The sequence below is a fragment of the Rhodococcus sp. MPR-R1B genome, from assembly GCF_058793255.1.
On sequence record NZ_JBXAFO010000012.1, the window covers coordinates 91636 to 110220 of the forward strand.

Genomic DNA, 18585 nt, shown 5'->3' on the forward strand with positions numbered 1-18585 from the left:
ACTTCGGTTTATCGAGGGCGGTGACTCACAGGGGCAGGGCGGTTTCCGACAGCCCTTCCGGCGCGTTGCGACGACGGAACCACTCGGTGCCGAATGCCGCGGCGAGCTGCTCCGTCGGCATTTCGAGGAACGGGCCGAAATCGCCGACCTGCGTTGCGTGCGCGTACATGGCCGCGCGCTTGGACGAGATCACCGAACTGACGTCGACCGCGGTGGTGAGTTGGTCAGCCGGAAGCCCGAACGATTCGATGTCCGGCGGCTGCGCCTCCTCGGTCCACTCGGGGTTGGCCTGCATCAGCATCTTCATGTGATCGCGGTTGGTGGACGCCTCGTAGACGAACGGCGTGCCCGCGAGTTCTGCAGCACGAACGCCGACGTGGTGGACCTGGATGTGATCCGGGTGGCCGTATCCGCCGTTGGGGTCGTAGATGGTCAGGACATCGGCGTTCTCTTCACGAAGAACCTCGGCCAGACGCTCGGCGGCCTTCTCGACGTCGACGTTGCAGAACGCTTCCGGATTCTCGTTCTCGGGCGTACCCACCATCCCCGAATCCGGGTAGTGCAGGGACACGACGCGACTGGCACCCAACGCGTCGGTGGACGCCTCGAGCTCACGGCTGCGGCGCTGAGCCAACGTCTCGTATTCGTCCAACAGTCCGTCGGGGAATTCACCGAGAGCACCGTCGGTAGCGGTGACGACTACGACGCGGTGACCTGCGTCGGCGGCCATTCTCATCACGCCGCCCGTAGTGAAAACTTCGTCATCGGGATGGGCGTGGAAACACACCAGGACACTCATTCGCGCAATCGTAAGGCAAGTTACCGACAGGTCAACCCGAGCGCACAGTGAAAACGATTTGTCGAGTCGGCCTCGGCTCTGTGAACCTTGTTCAGTGCACGAGAAGCTGACATGAGCGAATCCACCAACAAAGGCCTGCTGAGCGCCTACCGCGAGATCTTTGCCGCCCCCGGATCGGTCGCCTTCTCGGCCGCCGGATTTGTCGCAAGGCTGCCGATCGCCATGATCGGTATCGGAATCGTGACGATGATCTCGCAACTTCGTGGTGACTACGCGCTCGCCGGCGCGCTCGCCGCGGTTTTTGCGCTCTCGTCGGCGATCATCGCGCCCGCGGTCTCGCGTGCCGTCGACCGCTTCGGACAGCGAGCGGTCCTGCCGATTGCCGCAGCCGTGAGCGTCACCGCGATCGGGGCGCTCCTGCTCGCAGTCCGGATGGAAGCTCCCGACTGGCTGCTGTTCGTTCTGGTCGTCCCCGGCGGCGCCACTCCGACGATCGGCGCGATGATTCGCGCCAGGTGGGTGGCGATCTATGTCGGAAAACCTCAGCTGCGCACCGCCTTCGCCTTCGAATCGGTGGTGGACGAGCTCTGCTTCGTGGCGGGCCCGGTCATATCGGTAGGTCTGAGCATCGGGCTCTTCCCCGAGGCTGGACCACTGGCAGGGTTGATCCTGCTGGTCACCGGAACCCTGCTGCTGGTCATACAGCGCGGAACCGAACCGAAGGTGCATCCGCGTCGACCCGGCCGCGGACGATCGGTTCTCGGTAACCACGTGATGTGGATCGTCATCGTGATCATGGTGATGCTCGGAACGATCTTCGGCGTCATCGACGTCGGCGCCATCGCGTTCACCAAGGAACAGAATTCGCCGGGGTCGGCGACGCTGGTCCTCGCGCTGTTCGCCGGCGGTTCGGGAATCGCGGGACTGATCTTCGGGTCGATGCACCCGGCGCGATCGCTGCGCGGGCAGTTGATGATCGCGTCCTCGGCGGTCGCCGTTCTCAGCGTCCCGCTTCTGTTGGTCGGAAACGTGGCCGCACTTGCGGGTGCCTACGTGCTGGCGGGCGCGACCATCGCACCGACGCTCATCATCGCGACAGCCCTGGTCGAACAGATCGTCCCACCGGAAAAGCTCACCGAGGGAATGACCCTGACGGTTACCGGCCTCGGCGTCGGCGTGGCGCTCGGGTCTGCGCTGGCCGGACAGCTGATCGATCGCTACGGCGTCCCGTCGGCCTACATGCTCGCCGTCGGCGCCGCAGTCGCAGCCTCTATCGTGACGGCATGTCTATTCGTGAAGCCGTCAGCGTCGACGGCACGTCCATCGTCTATCGAGTAACCGGAAATTCGGCGGGGACCCCGCTGGTGTTGCTGCACGGCTGGGCTCAGTCCTCGCAGTGCTGGGGCGAGCAGGTCCTCGCGGACCTGGCCGCGGACTATCGGCTGATCGCCGTCGATCTGCGCGGCCACGGTTACTCAGATGCGCCCGAATCCGGATACGACGATTCCGCGAACTGGGCCGGCGACGTCGCGGCTGTTCTTGCGGCCGAAGGCGTCACCGAGAACGCGATCCTGCTCGGCTGGTCGTACGGCGGTCTGGTGATCTGCGATTACCTGGCAGCGCACGGCACCGGCGCGGTGGCGGGCGCGGTTCTGGTCGGGGCGATCACCAGCATCGGGCGCGGCGAAAAAGGTGGCAAGGTCGGCTCGGCGATGCGTAGCGCAGTTCCCGGCGCGATGTCCGAAGATCCCCGCGAGGCGATCCGTGCACTCGGCGCTTTCGGCAATGCTCTCACCGGCCCACCCGAGGGCAAGGGTGCAGCGTCGCAGGCCTTGTTCGGGTACAGCCTCTCGACGCGTCCGCGGGTGCGCGCAGCACTGTTCAACCGTGCTGTCGGTCACGACGAGTTGCTTCGCAACCTGGACATCCCGGTCCTCGTTCTGCACGGAACCGACGACTCCGTCGTCGACGTGAGCGCAGGTAAGCACGCCGAGGAACTGATTCCCAAGTCCCAGGCGTCGTACTGGGAAGGCTGCAATCACGGCCCGTTCGTGGAGGATCCGACACGATTCGTGTCCGAAGTGCGAACCTTCATCTCGAGCCTCGGTTAGAGTTCGCGCCCGGTGAGGGGGCAGTATGGAGTCGTGACGCCCATGCACATTTCGCGCCCTCGCCGGGTGGCCGTTCTCTCGGTCCACACCTCGCCATTGGCGCAACCCGGCACCGGTGACGCGGGTGGGATGAACGTCTACGTTCTGCAATCCGCCATTCAGCTCGCCAAACGTGGCGTCGAGGTGGAGATATTCACCCGCGCGACGTCCTCGGCCGACGCACCCGTGGTGGACGCCGCTCCCGGAGTGCGGGTTCGGAACATTGCTGCTGGTCCCTTCGAAGGGCTGGACAAGGCGGATCTGCCGACTCAACTGTGTGCCTTCGTCGCAGGAGTTCTGCGGGAGGAAGCGCGCCACGAGCCCGGGTACTACAGCCTGATTCACTCGCACTACTGGTTGTCCGGTCAGGTCGGCTGGCTGGCCCGCGACCGCTGGGGCGTGCCCCTCGTACACACCGCCCACACCCTCGCGGCGGTGAAGAATCTTTCGCTTGCCGAGGGAGACACCCCGGAGCCGGCAGCACGTCAGATCGGCGAGCAGCAAGTAGTCGCCGAGTCCGATCGCCTGGTCGCCAACACCACCGACGAAGCCAAGGCGCTGCACGAGTTGTACGGCGCAGATCCCACGCGTATCGACGTCGTGGCTCCCGGCGCCGATCTCACCCGCTACCGACCGGGCGATCGCGATTCCGCCCGCGCGTCGTTGGGGTTGGACCCGGGCGAGGTCGTCGTGACTTTCGTCGGCCGGATCCAACCTCTGAAAGCGCCGGACGTTCTGCTGCGTGCTGCCGCCGAAGTGATCAGCCGTCGCCCCGAGTTGCCGTTGCGCATCCTCGTCGTCGGCGGGCCGTCCGGAACTGGCCTCGCGCGGCCGGACGTGCTGATCGAACTGGCACGCTCACTCGGCATCACAGCGCAGGTGACGTTCTTGCCGCCGCAGGCTCCTGAGCGTCTCGCCGATGTCTACCGTGCCTCGGATCTGGTTGCGGTGCCGAGCTATTCGGAGTCCTTCGGATTGGTCGCCATCGAAGCTCAAGCCTGCGGAACTCCCGTGATCGCCGCCGACGTCGGCGGACTGGGAGTAGCCGTACGCAACGGGGAGACAGGCCTGCTGGTTCAAGGACACCGCACCGAAGACTGGGCCGGCGCCCTCGAATCTTTGGTGACAGCACCGACGCGCTTGGCCGAACTCGCCGCGCAGGCACCGCGTCACGCCGAAAATTTCTCGTGGGAACACACCGCGGACGGTTTGCTCGAGAGCTATCGCAAAGCCGCAGTCAACTACAACAACGGAACCGGTCCCAGCGACTTCTCGCCCCGCCGTGCGCGGGGTCTGTGGCGTCTGCGCCGGACCGGGGGAGTGCGTACATGAGCAGCATTTCGGACACCATCGAGCAGGCCCTCACCGAGCGTGAACTCGACTTCACCAGAAAAGACGACGCGCATTTCATCGTCGAACTTCCCGGTGAACACAAACTCAAGACGTCGACTCTGCTCACCGTTGGCAATCACGGTGTGCGGGTCGAGGCCTTCGTGTGCCGCAAGGTGGACGAGAACTTCGAAGGCGTCTACAAGTTCCTGCTCAAGCGCAACCGCCGTCTGTACGGGGTGGCGTACACACTCGACAAGGTCGGGGACATCTACCTGGTCGGCAAGATCGCGGAGCATGCCGTGACCGGCGATGAACTCGACCGAGTGCTCGGTCAGGTTCTCGAAGCCGCCGACGGCGATTTCAACGTCATCCTCGAACTCGGCTTCTCCTCGTCCATCAAGCGTGAGTGGGCGTGGCGGGTGTCGCGAGGCGAGTCGCTGGCGAATCTCGAACCGTTCAAGCACCTCATCGAGGAGGAGCCCGCGCAGAGCTGATCGAGCGGGGTGAGACACATCGCGGATGTGTCACGTAAAGTGACCTTTACTTGTGACTGTCGTCACGGAATAATACTGTTCCCGTGAGTCACAGTAAGTTGGTCACACCACCCCGCCGCGCAACTTTTCGAGGAGCACAGTGAGCTTCAAGAGTCCGTTCCCCGACGTTGAAATCCCCAACCTCAGCGTCTACGACTTCCTGTTCGGAAACACCGACCCCGCAGACCTCGACAAGACGGCATTCGTCGAGGGCAGTTCGGGCGCAGTCACCACATACGCTTCGCTGATCGCACAGATCAACGGCGTTGCAGGCGCTCTCGCAGCGCGCGGACTCAGCGTCGGCGACGTGGTCGGGCTGCATTCGCCCAACGTCCCGGCCTTCGGTTCCGTCTTCCACGGCATCCTTCGTGCCGGTGGCGTCGCGACCACGATCAACGCGCTCTACACCGCCGAGGACATCGCCAAGCAGCTCACCGATTCCAAGGCCAAGTTCCTCTTCACCGTCTCGCCGCTCCTGCCGCAGGCAAAGGCCGCTGCTGACCTGGTCGGTATCCCGGCCGAGAACGTGTTCGTACTCGACGGGGCCGAAGGCCACCTCTCGCTGCGTGATCTGCTCGGCGAGGGTGCAGCGGCGCCCGAGGTCTCCTTCGATCCGGCCACCCAACTCGCGGTGCTGCCGTACTCCTCGGGCACCACCGGCCGACCCAAGGGGGTCATGCTCACCCATCGGAACCTCGTGGCCAACGTCTGCCAGATCATTCCGCGGATGGGCATCGAGACCGACGACAAGATTCTCGCGGTCCTGCCGTTCTTCCACATCTACGGCATGACTGTCCTGCTCAACGCTGCGCTCTATCGCCGCGCGAGCCTCATCACGATGCCGAAGTTCGATCTCGTCGAGTTCCTGCGGATCGTCGCCGAGCAGAAGTCGACGTACATCTTCGTCGCACCGCCCGTTGCCGTCGCGCTGGCCAAGCATCCGCTCGTCGATCAGTACGACCTCTCGAGCGTGCACACCATCTTCTCCGGTGCGGCCCCGCTCGACGCGGCGCTCGGCAAGGCCGTCGCCGACCGGTTGAACTGCCACGTCCGCCAGGGCTACGGCATGTCCGAGATGAGCCCGGTCTCGCACGCGATTCCGTTCGACCGCGACGACATCGCGCTCGACACCTGCGGTCCGACCATCGCCAACATGGAATGCAAGCTCGTCGACCCCGGAACGGGCGAAGAGGTCGCGTACCCGGCTCTCGGCTCGGACGGCGTCAGCGAGCCCGGCGAACTGTGGTGCAAGGGCCCGAACATCATGCTCGGCTACCTCGGCAACGACCAGGCCACCAAGGACACCCTCGACGACGACGGTTACCTGCACACCGGTGACATCGCGACCGTCGACGGCGACGGCGTCGTCAAGATCGTCGACCGCCTCAAGGAACTGATCAAGTACAAGGGCTACCAGGTTCCCCCGGCGGAACTCGAGGCCTTGCTGCTGACCCATCCGCAGATCGCCGACGCCGCAGTGATCGGTGTGCTCGACGCTGAGGGCGAAGAGGTTCCGAAGGCATTCGTCGTGCTCCAGGACGGCGCCGAGTTGACCGAAGACGACGTGATCACCTTCGTCGCCGAGCGCGTCTCGCCGCACAAGAAGGTTCGCCAGGTTTCGTTCATCAGCACCGTGCCGAAATCCGCGGCCGGAAAGATCCTCCGCAAGGATCTGCGAACTGCGGAAGTAGCCCCGAGCTGATTTCCGGACAGGGTTGATCAAGAAGGGTTCCGGTACTCGTGCCAGGATGAACGCCATGAGTATCGGAACCCTGGTCCTGCTCCGCCACGGCGAGAGCGAATGGAATGCACTCAATCTGTTCACCGGCTGGGTGGACGTACACCTGACAGACAAGGGCATGGCCGAGGGCAAGCGCGCCGGCGAACTGCTCGCCGAGCACAACCTGTTGCCCGACGTTCTCTACACGTCTCTGCTGCGCCGCGCGATCAGCACCGCCAACCTCGCGCTCGACGCCGCCGATCGCCACTGGATCCCGGTAGTGCGCGACTGGCGTCTCAACGAGCGCCACTACGGCGCTCTGCAGGGCAAGAACAAGGCGCAGACCAAGGAAGAGTACGGAAACGAGCAGTTCATGCTCTGGCGTCGTAGCTACGACACCCCGCCGCCCGCCATCGAAGCCGGCAGCGAGTACAGCCAGGACACCGATCCCCGGTACGCGAACCTCGACGAGGTTCCCTTGACCGAGTGCCTGCTCGACGTCGTCAAGCGTCTGATCCCGTACTGGGAGGACACCATCTCCCAGGAGCTGCTCGCCGGTCGGAACGTGCTGGTCACCGCGCACGGCAACTCGCTGCGTGCGTTGGTCAAGCACCTCGACGGCATCTCGGACGAGGACATCGCGGGCCTGAACATCCCGACCGGAATCCCGCTGCGTTACGACCTCGACGAGAACCTGAAGCCGCTCAATCCCGGCGGCACCTACCTGGATCCGGAGGCCGCAGCTGCCGGCGCCGCCGCGGTGGCGAATCAGGGCGGAAAGTAGCAACCCGATGATGTGCGTCGAGGCCCCCCGAACAGTGATTTCGGGGGGCCTCGGCCAACAGCAGATGAACGACGAACCAACGCCGTCCACCTGGCGGATTACGCGGGTGGGAACGTCCGAACCCGCCGTAACCGACTCTTCGCGCGAACGTACGATTGCGCCGTGAGTGTCGTGATTGCAGTGCTGCTGGTCGTGGTCGCCGGCTTGGTCGGCTACCTCGTCGGCGGGGTGCTGGTACCCAGGCTGTCGTCGCGCCAGAGTCAGCGCTCGGACGAACAGACCGGGCTCACGATGTCCCAGGTTCTCGACCTCATCGTGTTGGCTTCGGAAAGCGGTATCGCCGTCGTCGACGGTTTTCACGACGTCGTGCTCTTCAATCCTCGCGCCGAGGAACTCGGTCTCGTCAAGAATCGTCTGGTCGACGAGCGAGCTTGGCGGGCTGCTCAGGAAGTTCTGCGGACGGGTCAACCCGTCGAGGTCGATCTGACGGCGCAGACCGCTCAGCGCGGCCGCGACAAGATCGCGGTACGTGGCACGGCCCGGTTGCTCAGCAAGGACGATCGCAACTTCGTGGTCCTGTTCGCCGACGACGATTCCGAGCAGGTCCGCATGGAGGCGACCCGACGCGATTTCGTCGCGAACGTCAGCCACGAACTGAAGACGCCGGTCGGTGCGATGAGCCTGCTCGCGGAGGCACTGCTCGAGTCCGCTGACGACCCGGAATCGGTGCGCCACTTCGGCGAACGGGTGCTCGGTGAGTCGATTCGTCTGGGCAAGATGGTCACCGAGTTGATCGCACTCTCGCGTCTGCAAGGTGCCGAGAAGCTGCCGGATCTCGACGTGGTCGACGTCGACACCGTGGTGTCCGAAGCACTGTCGAGGTCGAATCTGTCGGCCGAGGCCGCCGGGATCACGGTCACCACCGACCATCCGAGTGGGCTGGAAGTGCTCGGGGATCAGACTCTCCTCGTCACGGCATTGTCCAACCTCATCGAGAACGCTATTGCGTACTCGCCCAAGGGTTCTCCGGTTTCCGTCAGTCGTTCGGTGCGCGGCGACAATGTCGCGATCGCAGTCACCGACCGAGGAGAAGGCATCGCGAAAGCGGACCAGGAGCGAGTGTTCGAGAGATTCTTCCGCGTGGACAAGGCGCGGTCACGGCAGACCGGTGGAACCGGTCTGGGGCTGGCGATCGTCAAACACGTCGCGGCCAATCACAACGGCTCCATCGAACTGTGGAGCAAACCGGGTACAGGGTCTACCTTCACGTTGCAGATACCGGCACACGTGGAGTCGGACGACGACATCGACTCTGACGACGCGGGAACCGCCGGTTCCACGCGGATCGGCAGACGAGAACAAGGCAGTAGAGAAAACGGCATGGAGGCCAAACGATGACGAGTGTGCTGATCGTGGAGGACGAGGAGTCCTTGGCGGACCCGCTGGCGTTCCTGCTCCGCAAGGAAGGCTTCGAGACCACCATCGTCAACGACGGACCGTCGGCGTTGGCGGAATTCGATCGCTCCGGAGCGGACATCGTCCTGCTCGACCTCATGCTGCCCGGCATGAGTGGCACGGACGTCTGCAAGGCGCTGCGGTCGCGCTCCGGCGTCCCCGTCATCATGGTGACGGCGCGTGACAGTGAGATCGACAAGGTCGTCGGACTGGAACTCGGTGCGGACGACTATGTGACCAAACCGTATTCGGCGCGTGAGCTGATCGCTCGCATCCGTGCGGTGCTGCGCCGCGGGGTGGAGAACGAGGCGGACCTCGCCTCCGACAACGGGGTGCTCGAGGCCGGACCGGTACGGATGGACGTCGAGCGCCACGTCGTGCAGGTCGCGGGTAACCCGGTGACGTTGCCGCTCAAGGAGTTCGATCTCCTCGAGTACCTGCTCCGCAACTCCGGTCGGGTGCTGACCCGCGGACAGTTGATCGACCGCGTCTGGGGCGCCGACTACGTCGGTGACACCAAAACCCTTGACGTACACGTGAAGCGGTTGCGTTCGAAGATCGAATCGGATCCGGCCAAGCCGGAACATCTGGTCACGGTCCGTGGATTGGGTTACAAGCTCGAAGCGTGATCGAACCTCGTCGAGAAGAAATGTCGAGAAGAATTCAGCCGCTCACACGATCGTGTGAGCGGCTGAATTCTTTTTGTTCAGGCGGAGTCAGCCCTGAGCTTTGTTCTGAGCGATCGTGGTCGCCGGATGGACTGCGATGAGGCCGAGGCCCGCGCGACGCCTGCAGAGGCGAGCCAGCTCGTCGTACGCGCGCTTTCCGAGAAGTTCCGTCAACTCGGGCCCGTAGGACTGCCAGACCTGCCGCTCCCCGACATGAGCGTCGGGGGAGCCGGAGCAGTACCAGGCGAGGTCGTCGCCGCCCTCACCCCAGCCGCGGCGGTCGTACTCGGTGATCGTGGTCTTGAGGATCTGGACGCCGTCCGGCCGGTCGACCCAGTCCTGGGTGCGGCGGATCGGTAGCTGCCAGCACACGTCCGGTTTCACCTCGAGCGGCTCGATGCCCTTCTTGAGCGCCATGGAATGGAGAGCGCAGCCCTCGCCTCCGGCAAAACCCGGCCGGTTGAGGAAGATGCACGCTCCTTTGTAGCGGCGGGTGCGCAGCGCGGGCGCGTCCTCGAGGTCGTCTTCTTCGACGTAGCCCTTCTTGCCGAGACCCTTTTCCATGAACTGCCAGTCTTCGGCTGTGAGCATTTTCACTGACGCATCGAGCTTGTCCTGATCTTCCTGATCGGAGAGGAAAGCGCCGTGCGAGCAGCAACCGTCGTCCGGGCGGTCTCCGATGATGCCCTGACACGCCGGCGTGCCGAACACGCAGGTCCAATGCGAGAGCAACCACGTCATATCAGCGGAAATGAGGTGTTCGGAGTTATCCGGATCGACAAATTCGACCCACTCGCGCGGGAAATCGAGATCGACCTCGGGGCTCGGAGTCATCTTGTGGGACCGGTCTGGGTTACCTGCTGTCACAAGGGCCGACCGTAGACCCAGTAACGTGGCGATGTGCGACTAGGGGTACTCGACGTCGGAAGCAATACCGTCCATCTATTGGTTGTGGACGCCCATCGGGGCGGCCACCCAACACCCATGAGCTCGACCAAGTCGACGTTGAGGCTGGCAGAGAACACCGACGACCGCGGCGATATCACCACGTCAGGAGCCGATCGGTTGGTGTCGACGGTCTCCGAATTCGCCGGTATCGCCAAGACGTCAGGGTGCGAGGAAATGATGGCTTTTGCCACTTCCGCCGTCCGTGACGCCAACAATTCCGAAGCCGTGCTCGCCCGCGTCCGCGCCGAGACCGGAGTCAATCTCGAGGTTCTCTCCGGGGTCGACGAAGCCCGCTTGACCTTTCTGGCAGTGCGCCGCTGGTACGGCTGGAGCGCCGGACGCATCCTGAACCTGGACATCGGCGGCGGCTCGCTCGAACTCACCGCAGGTGGTGACGAGGATCCGGACGTCGCCTTCTCACTGCAACTCGGTGCCGGACGGTTGACGCGCGACTGGCTACAGGCCGATCCGCCGGGCAAGCGCCGGGTCGCTGTATTGCGCGACTGGCTGGACGCGGAGTTGGTCGGACCAGCCAAGGAACTGCGCGCCGCCGGCGACTGGGACCGCACGGTCGGGACTTCGAAGACCTTCCGATCGTTGGCTCGGCTCACCGGCGCGGCCCCTTCTGCCGCAGGCCCCCGGGCAAAACGGACCCTGACTTCCAGCGGACTCAGGCAACTCATAGCCTTCATATCCAGGATGACGGCAGCGGACCGTGCAGAATTGGAAGGAGTGAGCTCGGATCGGTCACAGCAGATTGTGGCCGGCGCGCTCATCGCAGAGGCAACCATGCGGGCGCTCGGAGTGGACGAACTGGAAATTTGTCCCTGGGCACTGCGTGAGGGTCTGATTCTGCGAAAGCTCGACACAGAAATGGGCGGTGAATTGGTGGTGAGTGCTTGATGACCGAGGACAGTCAGCAGATTTCCGTAGCGGAACTGCTCAAGCGGAACGGTCAGAGCGTCGAATCCCGAGGTGGACGACGCCGGCGCGGCGTAGCCGGTGGCATCTCCGTCGCCGAACTGACGGGTGAGATCCCGATCGTTCGCCAGTCGGGATCGCGCGCGGCCGCCGAGTCCGAGTCCGGCGAACCAGCAGCCCAGCCTGAAGCCGCTGCGCCGGAAACCGCTGCACCTTCAGCGCCGGCCGAGGCCGTCGCGGAAACCGCCAAGTCAGTCGAACCGGCACCGAAGGTTCCCGCCGATCGCACCGCAGCCTTCGCCGTCTCGTTCGACGACGACGATGACGATGACGAGCCGCAGGCACCCAAGGGCGAGTCGAAGCCGGTTGCTGCGCCGCCGGTCACCACTCCGAAGCCGACTTCCACGCCTTCGCCGGGACAGACCTCGAAGTCCTCGCCCGGGCAGTGGGTGAGCCGGGCACCGCTCAACTCCTCGTCACCGACGCAGGTAACGCAGGAACCAGCCCTGCTGTCGGGTCAGACCCTGGCGGGCGACCTGATGCGTCAGGAGCGCGCCGCAACGCAGTCGCCGTCGTTGCGTCCGCCGATCCTGCCGCCGCGTGTCCCCACTCCCGTCGCCAAGGCACCTGCACAGACCGCTCCCGCTCCGGCCGCGCCGGAAGAGAGCACCGAACTGATCGACAAGATCGCAGACGCGGATGTCGGCGAGGCCGAATCCACCGCTGTTGTCGATCTGGTCAAGGCACCGGCAGTCGATGACGGTGCAAAAAAGTCCAGTGCCGTCGCGGAGTCCGATGTCGAAGCCGAATCGGCAGCGGAAGAGACAGGCGAGCGTAACTCGATCCGTGAATGGGCAGTGCTTGCCGGTCAGGTGGTTGTTGCACTGATCGTCGGCGGCGCGATGTTCAAGGGCTTCGAGAAGCTGTGGGACATGCTGCCGTGGGTGGCGTTGGTGCTCGCGCTGATCGTGATCGTCGGCCTGGTTGCTGTCGTGCGGGTTCTGCGGAAGACGGACGACATCACGAGTTTCGTGATCGCGGTGGTCGTCGGCATGATCGTGACGCTCGGTCCACTGGCGTTCTTGTTGACCTCGGGTTGATCGGACGATGATCGGGGGATCGCAGCGCATGGTTCGTCGGCCGATAGCCGTCGGCCTGTCGACGGCTTCGGTATATCCGGAGAACACGGAAGCAGCATTTCGCTACGCCGCTGATCTCGGATACGACGGTGTCGAACTGATGGTGTGGGCCGAATCCGTGAGTCAGGACATCGGTGCTGTTGCCGCCCTCGTTCGCAAGTACGCCATTCCGGTGCAGGCCGTGCATGCGCCGTGTCTGCTGATTTCGCAGCGCGTGTGGGGTTCCGATCCGGTCGAGAAGCTCGAGCGTTCGGTGCGCACCGCCGAAACCTTGGGAGCGACGACGGTGGTCGTCCACCCGCCGTTCCGGTGGCAGCGCAAGTACGCCGAAGGCTTCGCGGAACAGGTTGTCGAACTCGAATCGAAGAGCAGCGTCGTTGTGGCAGTGGAGAACATGTTCCCCATGCGCGCCGACAGCTTCTTCGGCGGCAAGGACAAGTCCGCGGAGCGTCTGCGTAAACGTGGCGGTCCAGGGGCAGCGTTGTCCGCGTTCAGTCCGTCGTACGACCCGACCGATTCCGATCATGCTCACTACACACTCGACCTGTCGCACACCGCGACGGCGGGCATGGATGCCCTGGAGTTGGCCTCCCGTATGGGCAAGGGGCTCGAGCACCTGCACCTGGCCGACGGTCGCGGGGCGTCGATGGACGAGCACCTGATTCCGGGGCATGGCTCACAGCCGTGCGCGGAGTTGTGTCAGCAATTGGCTGCGAGCGAATTCAGCGGCCAGGCAGTCATCGAGATCAACACGCAGAACGCGCGCACCCGGCGGGAGCGGTCGTCGATGCTGGCGCAGGCGCTCGCGTTTGCACGCGAGCACCTGGCACGCTCAGCGGTGGCCGGCAAGTAGCGCAGCTTCGAACTGCGCGCGCACCTTCTCGACGTGTGCGTCGAGGTCTTTGGTCTCCCAGCCTTCGGTCGAGATGGGATCGAGCACCGAGACATAGACCGGGCCTGGATGGGCGACAAGCGAATTGCGCCACATCCGTTCACCCGCGTTGTGAATCACCACGGGTACGATCGGCACACCGGCTTGGATCGCCAAGTGGAATCCACCCTTCTTGAAAGGGCCCAGACGTGGCGTCGGAGAACGGGTGCCCTCCGGAGCTATGACTATCGAGACACCATTCTTCAGCTTGTCGACTGCCGGTTGCAGTGCAGCCTTCGCCTTCGTGGTGTCGGTGCGGTCGATGTAGGCGACGTCGAGCAGTGCACCGACGGGCATGAACCGCGGATCGCTTGCCGCTTCCTTCTTCGCGACGCCGGTCACGTCACGCTTGATCACGGTGCCCAGGACCAACATGTCCAGGGAACTCTGATGGTTGAACATGAACACCGCCGGGCGGTGATCCCACACGTTGTGCTCGCCGTCGATCTCGACGTCGATGCCCAGCAGTGAGAGCGAGATGTCGGGGCCGTACGTGCCGACCAGGTTCGCACCCAGTTGACGGTTCCCGGTGACAATGCCTGCCGACGCACCGAGGGCGGCGGTGGCAGCAAGCGCGCCCATGGCCGTCGCCGTTCGGATCGTGGAGATCGGTGTTGCGCCTCGTTGCGGTTTACGCAGGCTGACCGAAGGCCAGTGATTGCGCAACGCGATCTTGGCCAGACCACGATCGGGATTCAACGCGACAGGTCGCCCGACGGCCTCGAGCATGAAGACGTCTTCGACACCGTTGGAGTACGCAAACGCGTTCTTCAGATCGGCGCCCATCTTCTCGGCATAGCCTGCAAGGGCATTGGCCTTGGCCGGCCCCCACAGTGCGGGCGAAGACAGTTCGCCGGTGAGCATGCCGTCGACGACTTCGGGCTCGGTGCACAGCACGTCTTCGATGTCGAGATCTTCGGCGACGTACTTGGCCTGGAACGGAGTCGCCGACGTAGCCATCACGATCGTGTGGCCGGCTCGCCGGTGTGCCGCCAGTAGCCCGCGGGCTTCCGGGTAGATCATCGCGGCGATTTCCTGCTTGAACAGCCGTCGCCCCCAGTCGTTCAGTTCCTCGACGGTACGGCCGCCCAAGGCTCGAACGCCGATGTCCATGAGTGCTCCGACGTCAGCACCGCGGAATTGGGTGTCGATCGCGGCACCGGTGGTGCGCAAGAGTTCGCCGACGCTGATATCCAAGCGTCGCAGGCGGTCTCGGTACACAACGCTGGCCGAGTACCCGCTGATCAAGGTGCCGTCGAGGTCGAAGGCGGCGATCGTTCCGGGCCCGGGCGGGGCGGCTTCGATGGCGGAGTGCAGACGCTCGAGTCCGGTCACAGTCCTACTTCCTCGTTCGCGGCGGGCGCTCGGTTTGCTTCTGGAATGGTCACTACCGCAGCGGCGTCCGGTACCGGCATCGCCACCTGATCGAGTCGTGCATGCGCGAGTGCGCGAAGGTGACGCAGGCGCTCGACCTGAACCTTGATCTCGGCAGCGAATGCCAGGCGCCGGGCCCGGACTCCGTCGTCGTCGACTTCGATCAAGTTACGGTTGCGCGCCAAATTCAGTGCGGTGGCGAATAATTCGCCGGAGACGGATTCGTTGCTGGCGATCTGCTGCCGCAGTCGACGCTGATGTGCGACGTCGATGCAGTTGCTGATGAACGACTTTTCGTCGAACGATGTCGAAATCGGCGCGAGCACAAGCTGATCGGCGACAACCTGGTACGCCTCGAGGAACGGTTGGAGCACGCGGTGCGCGAGGTACGGGCGAACCGTCTCGATCATGTGCTCGGTTCGTTTGTCGTCGGCCATGACGGTTTCCCACTCGGGGTCGATCAGCGTCAGCTCGGTCCGCATCTCCTGCTCGAACGTGTCCCGGTCACTGAAGAAGAACTCGAATTTCAACAAATCTCGGATGCGCTTGGCCTCTGCCCACCCGTCCCCGATGGGGTCCTCGAACCGCTCTTCGACGGCTGCCTGAAGTACGAGTTCGGTGATGGCACGCACGACAAGAAAGTGAATCGTGTTGTTGCGGTAGAAGGCAGCGACAAGATGCTGGTCCTTGCCGAGGTAGAAGACCTGCTCGCCGCCCCGATCGAAGCGCTCGAGCACCCCGGAATCGACGTGTGTCTGCAATGCCTTCTCGATGACACGCGGATCGGACAGTTCGACGTCGCCGGCGATCGGAAGATTTCGCGCGGTGATGTAGCCGAACAGCGGCGTGAGAATCGCGGTGAGTTCACGAACTGTCAACGCCCGGTCTTCGATTCCGAGGAACGCCAACATCGCCAGTGAAGACACGGTCACCGGGGTGACCTCGTTGATGCGGTGACACACCTCGATGCCGGCCTTCTGAATGGCGAGGCGTTGATCGGTTTCCTGGCTGAGTGCGTCCGCGAGTGAGAGCGGCCGGCCGATGGTCACGTGCGCGACACCGTTGCGTTTTCCCTGGGCGCGTACGTAACCCACCATCCAGCGCAGGCCTTCCGGTGTCTTCTCGGCGCCGAGCGCCTCGGCAGCCATGGCCCCGACCTCGTAGAGTTGGTCGTAGCTCAGCGCAACCGGGACGAGGTACACGTCGGACGCTCCGCTGACCTGAAATGCCTTGGTCAGGTAGGTCAGGAGACCGAAGCGCGGCGGGCGTAGTTTCCCGGTACGTCCGCGTCCACCTTCGATGTACCACTCCAGATTGAAGCGCTTGGTCAGCAGATAGCGCATGTACTCGTGCATCGACCACTTGTAGACCTCGTCGTTGCCGATGCTTCGACGAATGAAGACGGTGCCGCTGCGCTTGAGGATCGAGCCCATGGGCCAGAAACTGATGTTGAGGCCGCCCATGACGTGATTGAGCGGCAAGCCGTTCGCGATCAACGCCGGACGCAGGACGAGGGGATCGAGGTACGAACGGTGACTGGGGAGGAAGACCAGTGAGTGTTCCTTGTTCAGCTCACGGAGTTCCTCGAAGCGGCTCGTGTCCACGTCCAGCTTGTAGGCGCGAGCGAAGTAGCGGCCCAGGCGATCCCACACCGCGATGGCTTGGCGACTCTGGGTGGCAACCATTTCTTCGAGAGCTTCACGTGCGCGGCGATCGACTTCGGCGACGGCGATGTTCAACCGGTCGGCCAAAGCCATGACCTCGGTGGCGAATCGGCGGGTGTCGGTGATCTCGTCGACGACGAACCGTGACACCTTGTACTGGCCACCCAGTAGGCCCAATTCGGCGCGTTCGAGTGCCAGAGCGGCCTGCCGTCGGATGAACTCCGGTAGCGAACCGCCACCGCTCTTTTCGAGGCGACGCTCGAGATCGCTCAGTGGTGCGGGTTCACCTTCGATGACCTGGCACCGAGAGGGGTCGGTGCGCAGGGTTCTGCGTTGTGCACCGCGTCCGGGGTGGAGAGGATCGCGTGGTGCCAGCGCATCACGTAGTCGCACCGCGACGTTGTGCTTGGTATGGGTGTCCGGAATCCACACCACGCGAAGCGGTGCGAGCATCGGGTCGTCGGTCCGTGCCGCCAGTTCTGCCAGGGTCTTGTCGGTGATGTTGACGGTGACCGGCCGAGTTTCGGATGAGCTTGCCTTGTCGGCAAGCCACTTTCGCAGCACGCCGGCTTCGGCCTCTGTCATGGTTTCGGTGAGGTACACGCGCGGGTTGGTCGTGTTCTCGCTCATGACTCACGCACCTTCCGTTGTGACTCCGAGAGCGACGATCTCGTCCAGGCTCTCCTGCAAGCACTGCATCAGCAGCGCGGGTTTTGTGATCGCAGCGGTGTCGAGATTGATTCCGATACAGCACACCCCGACGTGGGAGACCAGTGTCGCCATTGCCGCGCAACCGGGCGCCGGGCCGAACGGGAACATCCGCTCGATCTTCGCTCCGGCGAGATAGACCGGTACCGGTACGCCGGCGACGTTGCTGGCCTGCAGGTCCAGACCCGTCGACTGTGACAGATACCAGTTCGCGAGTAGATAATTCGGCAGGCGGGCGAGGATCGGGGCGGCGACGTCGAGAGCGTCCAACGCGGGCTCCTCCCGCAGACCCAGTACGATCTCTCGCACCTGCCTGATGCGTTTGGCCGGATCGGTTTCGGAGACCGGGCCGTTGAAGCGAACGGCTGCAAACCTGTTGCCGCCGTTGGCGTCTGCGCCCGTACGCATGCTGATCGGCATACCCATCGGAATGCTGTCGACGGACTGTCCGAAGGCTTCGTGGTAGCGACGGAAGCCGCCGAGCAAAGCGGCGACGTACGCGTCGTTGAGTGACCCGCCGGCAGCTTTTGCTCCGGCCTTGAGCTCGGGAACACCCACTTCGAGAGTTCCGAACCATCGTCCGAGACCACGATCGTGGAGCAGAGGGGAACCGGAACGAGCTGGGGGAGTGACGATCTTGCGGAGTGAATTGGCGTAACCGAGGACCTCGGAAGCTGTCGTGATCGGACTCGAGATCGCCGTGGTCGCAACATTGGTGGCACCACGGACCAGCTTGGCGATACGCGAGGGCGCACGCCGGATCTCGCTGACCACCTCCTCGCCGAAGGCGCCCACCGACGACAGATGCTCAGGAGCAGGCGGTGTGCGGTCGGGCTTGTTCGGAGTGGGGTCCGGGCGTCTGCTGTGCAGGAGCGTCATCATCTGGATGCCGCCCATGCCGTCGGTGATGGAGTGGTGAGTCTTGACCACGAACACGGCGCGACCGTCGTCGAGACCTTCGATGAGCAGCGCGCTCCACGGCGGTCGAGCCTTGTCGAAAGGTTCCGTCGCAAGGTGACGACACATGCGCAGTGCGTGATCGAAGTCCGCCGGTGCAGGTAAGCGGACGCGTCGTAGGTGGTAGCCGATGTCGAACTCGGGATCGACGGACCACACCGGGTTGCCCAGCTGCATTGCCGGTTCCACTGCTCGCATACGAATACGCGGAACCACGTGCGATGCCCACTCGACTGCGTCGAGAAGTCGATCCCAGTCCGGGGCACGATCGAGTACCTCTACCGCAACGATCGGTGAGCGCAGTTGCGGCTGCGCCTCTTCCATCCGCCACATTCCAGTCTCGAAGTCGGACATCGTGCGGTTCGCCCCCCAGGCGACCGCGGAAAGGTCGACGTCGACCGCGCTAGGAGGAACAAATGGATTGCTGTTGGCCATACGTCAAGAACTCCCTCGGTCTGCGGATCCACCCCGCGCATCTCTGCTTCTAAGTGTGGACCCGCGA

At 64.0% G+C, this 18585-nt stretch carries 16 protein-coding genes; 11 read left to right on the forward strand and 5 right to left on the reverse strand.

The window, feature by feature from the left end:
• Positions 1-25: 25 nt before the first annotated feature.
• Positions 26-799: a PIG-L family deacetylase gene (locus AC1Q61_RS18175; RefSeq protein WP_003942001.1), complete on the reverse strand. Its 774-nt coding sequence runs from the start codon at positions 797-799 to the stop codon at positions 26-28.
• Positions 800-910: 111 nt separating this feature from the next.
• On the opposite strand from AC1Q61_RS18175, the gene AC1Q61_RS18180 reads away from it, so the two are divergent.
• The 8 genes from AC1Q61_RS18180 (at position 911) to AC1Q61_RS18215 (ending at position 9402) form a co-directional block, all read left to right on the forward strand.
• Entirely contained in the window at positions 911-2137 is a 1227-nt protein-coding gene (locus AC1Q61_RS18180; protein ID WP_003942019.1) for an MFS transporter, read from the forward strand.
• Positions 2083-2910: an alpha/beta fold hydrolase gene (locus AC1Q61_RS18185; protein WP_042452989.1), complete on the forward strand. Its 828-nt coding sequence runs from the start codon at positions 2083-2085 to the stop codon at positions 2908-2910. The genes AC1Q61_RS18180 and AC1Q61_RS18185 overlap by 55 nt, the downstream gene beginning before the upstream one ends.
• A gap of 42 nt (positions 2911-2952) precedes the next feature.
• A complete protein-coding gene (mshA, locus tag AC1Q61_RS18190; RefSeq protein ID WP_003941843.1) occupies positions 2953-4281 on the forward strand; it encodes a D-inositol-3-phosphate glycosyltransferase in 1329 nt (442 codons plus the stop codon).
• On the forward strand, positions 4278-4775 hold the full coding sequence (locus tag AC1Q61_RS18195; RefSeq protein ID WP_047268888.1) for a type III secretion system chaperone family protein: 498 nt from the start codon (positions 4278-4280) through the stop codon (positions 4773-4775). Before mshA ends, AC1Q61_RS18195 begins: the two co-directional genes overlap by 4 nt.
• Positions 4776-4914: 139 nt before the next feature.
• Positions 4915-6516: an AMP-binding protein gene (locus tag AC1Q61_RS18200; protein WP_042923257.1), complete on the forward strand. Its 1602-nt coding sequence runs from the start codon at positions 4915-4917 to the stop codon at positions 6514-6516.
• A gap of 46 nt (positions 6517-6562) precedes the next feature.
• Positions 6563-7318 carry a phosphoglyceromutase gene (locus AC1Q61_RS18205; RefSeq protein WP_003941992.1) on the forward strand — a complete coding sequence of 252 codons (756 nt, stop codon included), beginning with the start codon at positions 6563-6565 and terminating at the stop codon, positions 7316-7318.
• A 162-nt stretch (positions 7319-7480) separates the two neighbouring features.
• Positions 7481-8716 (forward strand): sensor histidine kinase, encoded by a 1236-nt coding sequence (locus AC1Q61_RS18210; protein ID WP_003941938.1) that lies wholly within the window; start codon positions 7481-7483, stop codon positions 8714-8716.
• Positions 8713-9402, forward strand: a complete 690-nt coding sequence (locus AC1Q61_RS18215) for a winged helix-turn-helix domain-containing protein (RefSeq protein WP_003942020.1) — start codon at positions 8713-8715, stop codon at positions 9400-9402. The genes AC1Q61_RS18210 and AC1Q61_RS18215 overlap by 4 nt, the downstream gene beginning before the upstream one ends.
• Positions 9403-9489: 87 nt before the next feature.
• On the opposite strand, the gene AC1Q61_RS18220 is transcribed toward AC1Q61_RS18215, so the two are convergent.
• Positions 9490-10275, reverse strand: coding sequence for a DUF3109 family protein (locus AC1Q61_RS18220; protein WP_215515737.1), 786 nt, complete (start codon positions 10273-10275; stop codon positions 9490-9492).
• A 66-nt stretch (positions 10276-10341) separates the two neighbouring features.
• On the opposite strand from AC1Q61_RS18220, the gene AC1Q61_RS18225 reads away from it, so the two are divergent.
• From AC1Q61_RS18225 to AC1Q61_RS18235, 3 genes are read left to right on the forward strand one after another with little or no spacing between them, the layout of a single operon-like run.
• Positions 10342-11292: a Ppx/GppA family phosphatase gene (locus tag AC1Q61_RS18225; RefSeq protein WP_003941975.1), complete on the forward strand. Its 951-nt coding sequence runs from the start codon at positions 10342-10344 to the stop codon at positions 11290-11292.
• Positions 11292-12410, forward strand: a complete 1119-nt coding sequence (locus tag AC1Q61_RS18230) for an Rv0497 family membrane protein (RefSeq protein WP_215515738.1) — start codon at positions 11292-11294, stop codon at positions 12408-12410. Before AC1Q61_RS18225 ends, AC1Q61_RS18230 begins: the two co-directional genes overlap by 1 nt.
• 7 nt (positions 12411-12417) lie before the next feature.
• Positions 12418-13302, forward strand: coding sequence for a sugar phosphate isomerase/epimerase family protein (locus tag AC1Q61_RS18235; RefSeq protein ID WP_042923251.1), 885 nt, complete (start codon positions 12418-12420; stop codon positions 13300-13302).
• Here AC1Q61_RS18235 and AC1Q61_RS18240 read toward each other — a convergent pair.
• Genes AC1Q61_RS18240 through AC1Q61_RS18250 form a run of 3 tightly spaced genes read right to left on the reverse strand, consistent with a single transcriptional unit; the run spans position 13282 to position 18518 of the window.
• Positions 13282-14715, reverse strand: a complete 1434-nt coding sequence (locus AC1Q61_RS18240) for an HAD-IB family hydrolase (protein ID WP_003941905.1) — start codon at positions 14713-14715, stop codon at positions 13282-13284. The two genes, AC1Q61_RS18235 and AC1Q61_RS18240, sit on opposite strands and share 21 nt — an antisense overlap.
• Positions 14712-17048: a glycerol-3-phosphate 1-O-acyltransferase gene (locus AC1Q61_RS18245; RefSeq protein WP_007735324.1), complete on the reverse strand. Its 2337-nt coding sequence runs from the start codon at positions 17046-17048 to the stop codon at positions 14712-14714. The genes AC1Q61_RS18240 and AC1Q61_RS18245 overlap by 4 nt, the downstream gene beginning before the upstream one ends.
• A 3-nt stretch (positions 17049-17051) precedes the next feature.
• A complete protein-coding gene (locus AC1Q61_RS18250) occupies positions 17052-18518 on the reverse strand; it encodes a wax ester/triacylglycerol synthase domain-containing protein (protein ID WP_007735322.1) in 1467 nt (488 codons plus the stop codon).
• Between the last annotated feature and the right edge of the window lie 67 nt (positions 18519-18585).

Coding starts and splice junctions, on each gene's coding strand:
- AC1Q61_RS18175 (WP_003942001.1), bottom strand. CDS start 799: ATGAGTGTCCTGGTGTGTTTCCACGCCCATCCCGATGACGAAGTTTTC.
- AC1Q61_RS18180 (WP_003942019.1), top strand. CDS start 911: ATGAGCGAATCCACCAACAAAGGCCTGCTGAGCGCCTACCGCGAGATC.
- AC1Q61_RS18185 (WP_042452989.1), top strand. CDS start 2,083: ATGTCTATTCGTGAAGCCGTCAGCGTCGACGGCACGTCCATCGTCTAT.
- mshA (WP_003941843.1), top strand. CDS start 2,953: ATGCACATTTCGCGCCCTCGCCGGGTGGCCGTTCTCTCGGTCCACACC.
- AC1Q61_RS18195 (WP_047268888.1), top strand. CDS start 4,278: ATGAGCAGCATTTCGGACACCATCGAGCAGGCCCTCACCGAGCGTGAA.
- AC1Q61_RS18205 (WP_003941992.1), top strand. CDS start 6,563: ATGAACGCCATGAGTATCGGAACCCTGGTCCTGCTCCGCCACGGCGAG.
- AC1Q61_RS18215 (WP_003942020.1), top strand. CDS start 8,713: ATGACGAGTGTGCTGATCGTGGAGGACGAGGAGTCCTTGGCGGACCCG.
- AC1Q61_RS18220 (WP_215515737.1), bottom strand. CDS start 10,275: ATGACTCCGAGCCCCGAGGTCGATCTCGATTTCCCGCGCGAGTGGGTC.
- AC1Q61_RS18230 (WP_215515738.1), top strand. CDS start 11,292: ATGACCGAGGACAGTCAGCAGATTTCCGTAGCGGAACTGCTCAAGCGG.
- AC1Q61_RS18235 (WP_042923251.1), top strand. CDS start 12,418: ATGATCGGGGGATCGCAGCGCATGGTTCGTCGGCCGATAGCCGTCGGC.
- AC1Q61_RS18245 (WP_007735324.1), bottom strand. CDS start 17,048: ATGAGCGAGAACACGACCAACCCGCGCGTGTACCTCACCGAAACCATG.
- AC1Q61_RS18250 (WP_007735322.1), bottom strand. CDS start 18,518: ATGGCCAACAGCAATCCATTTGTTCCTCCTAGCGCGGTCGACGTCGAC.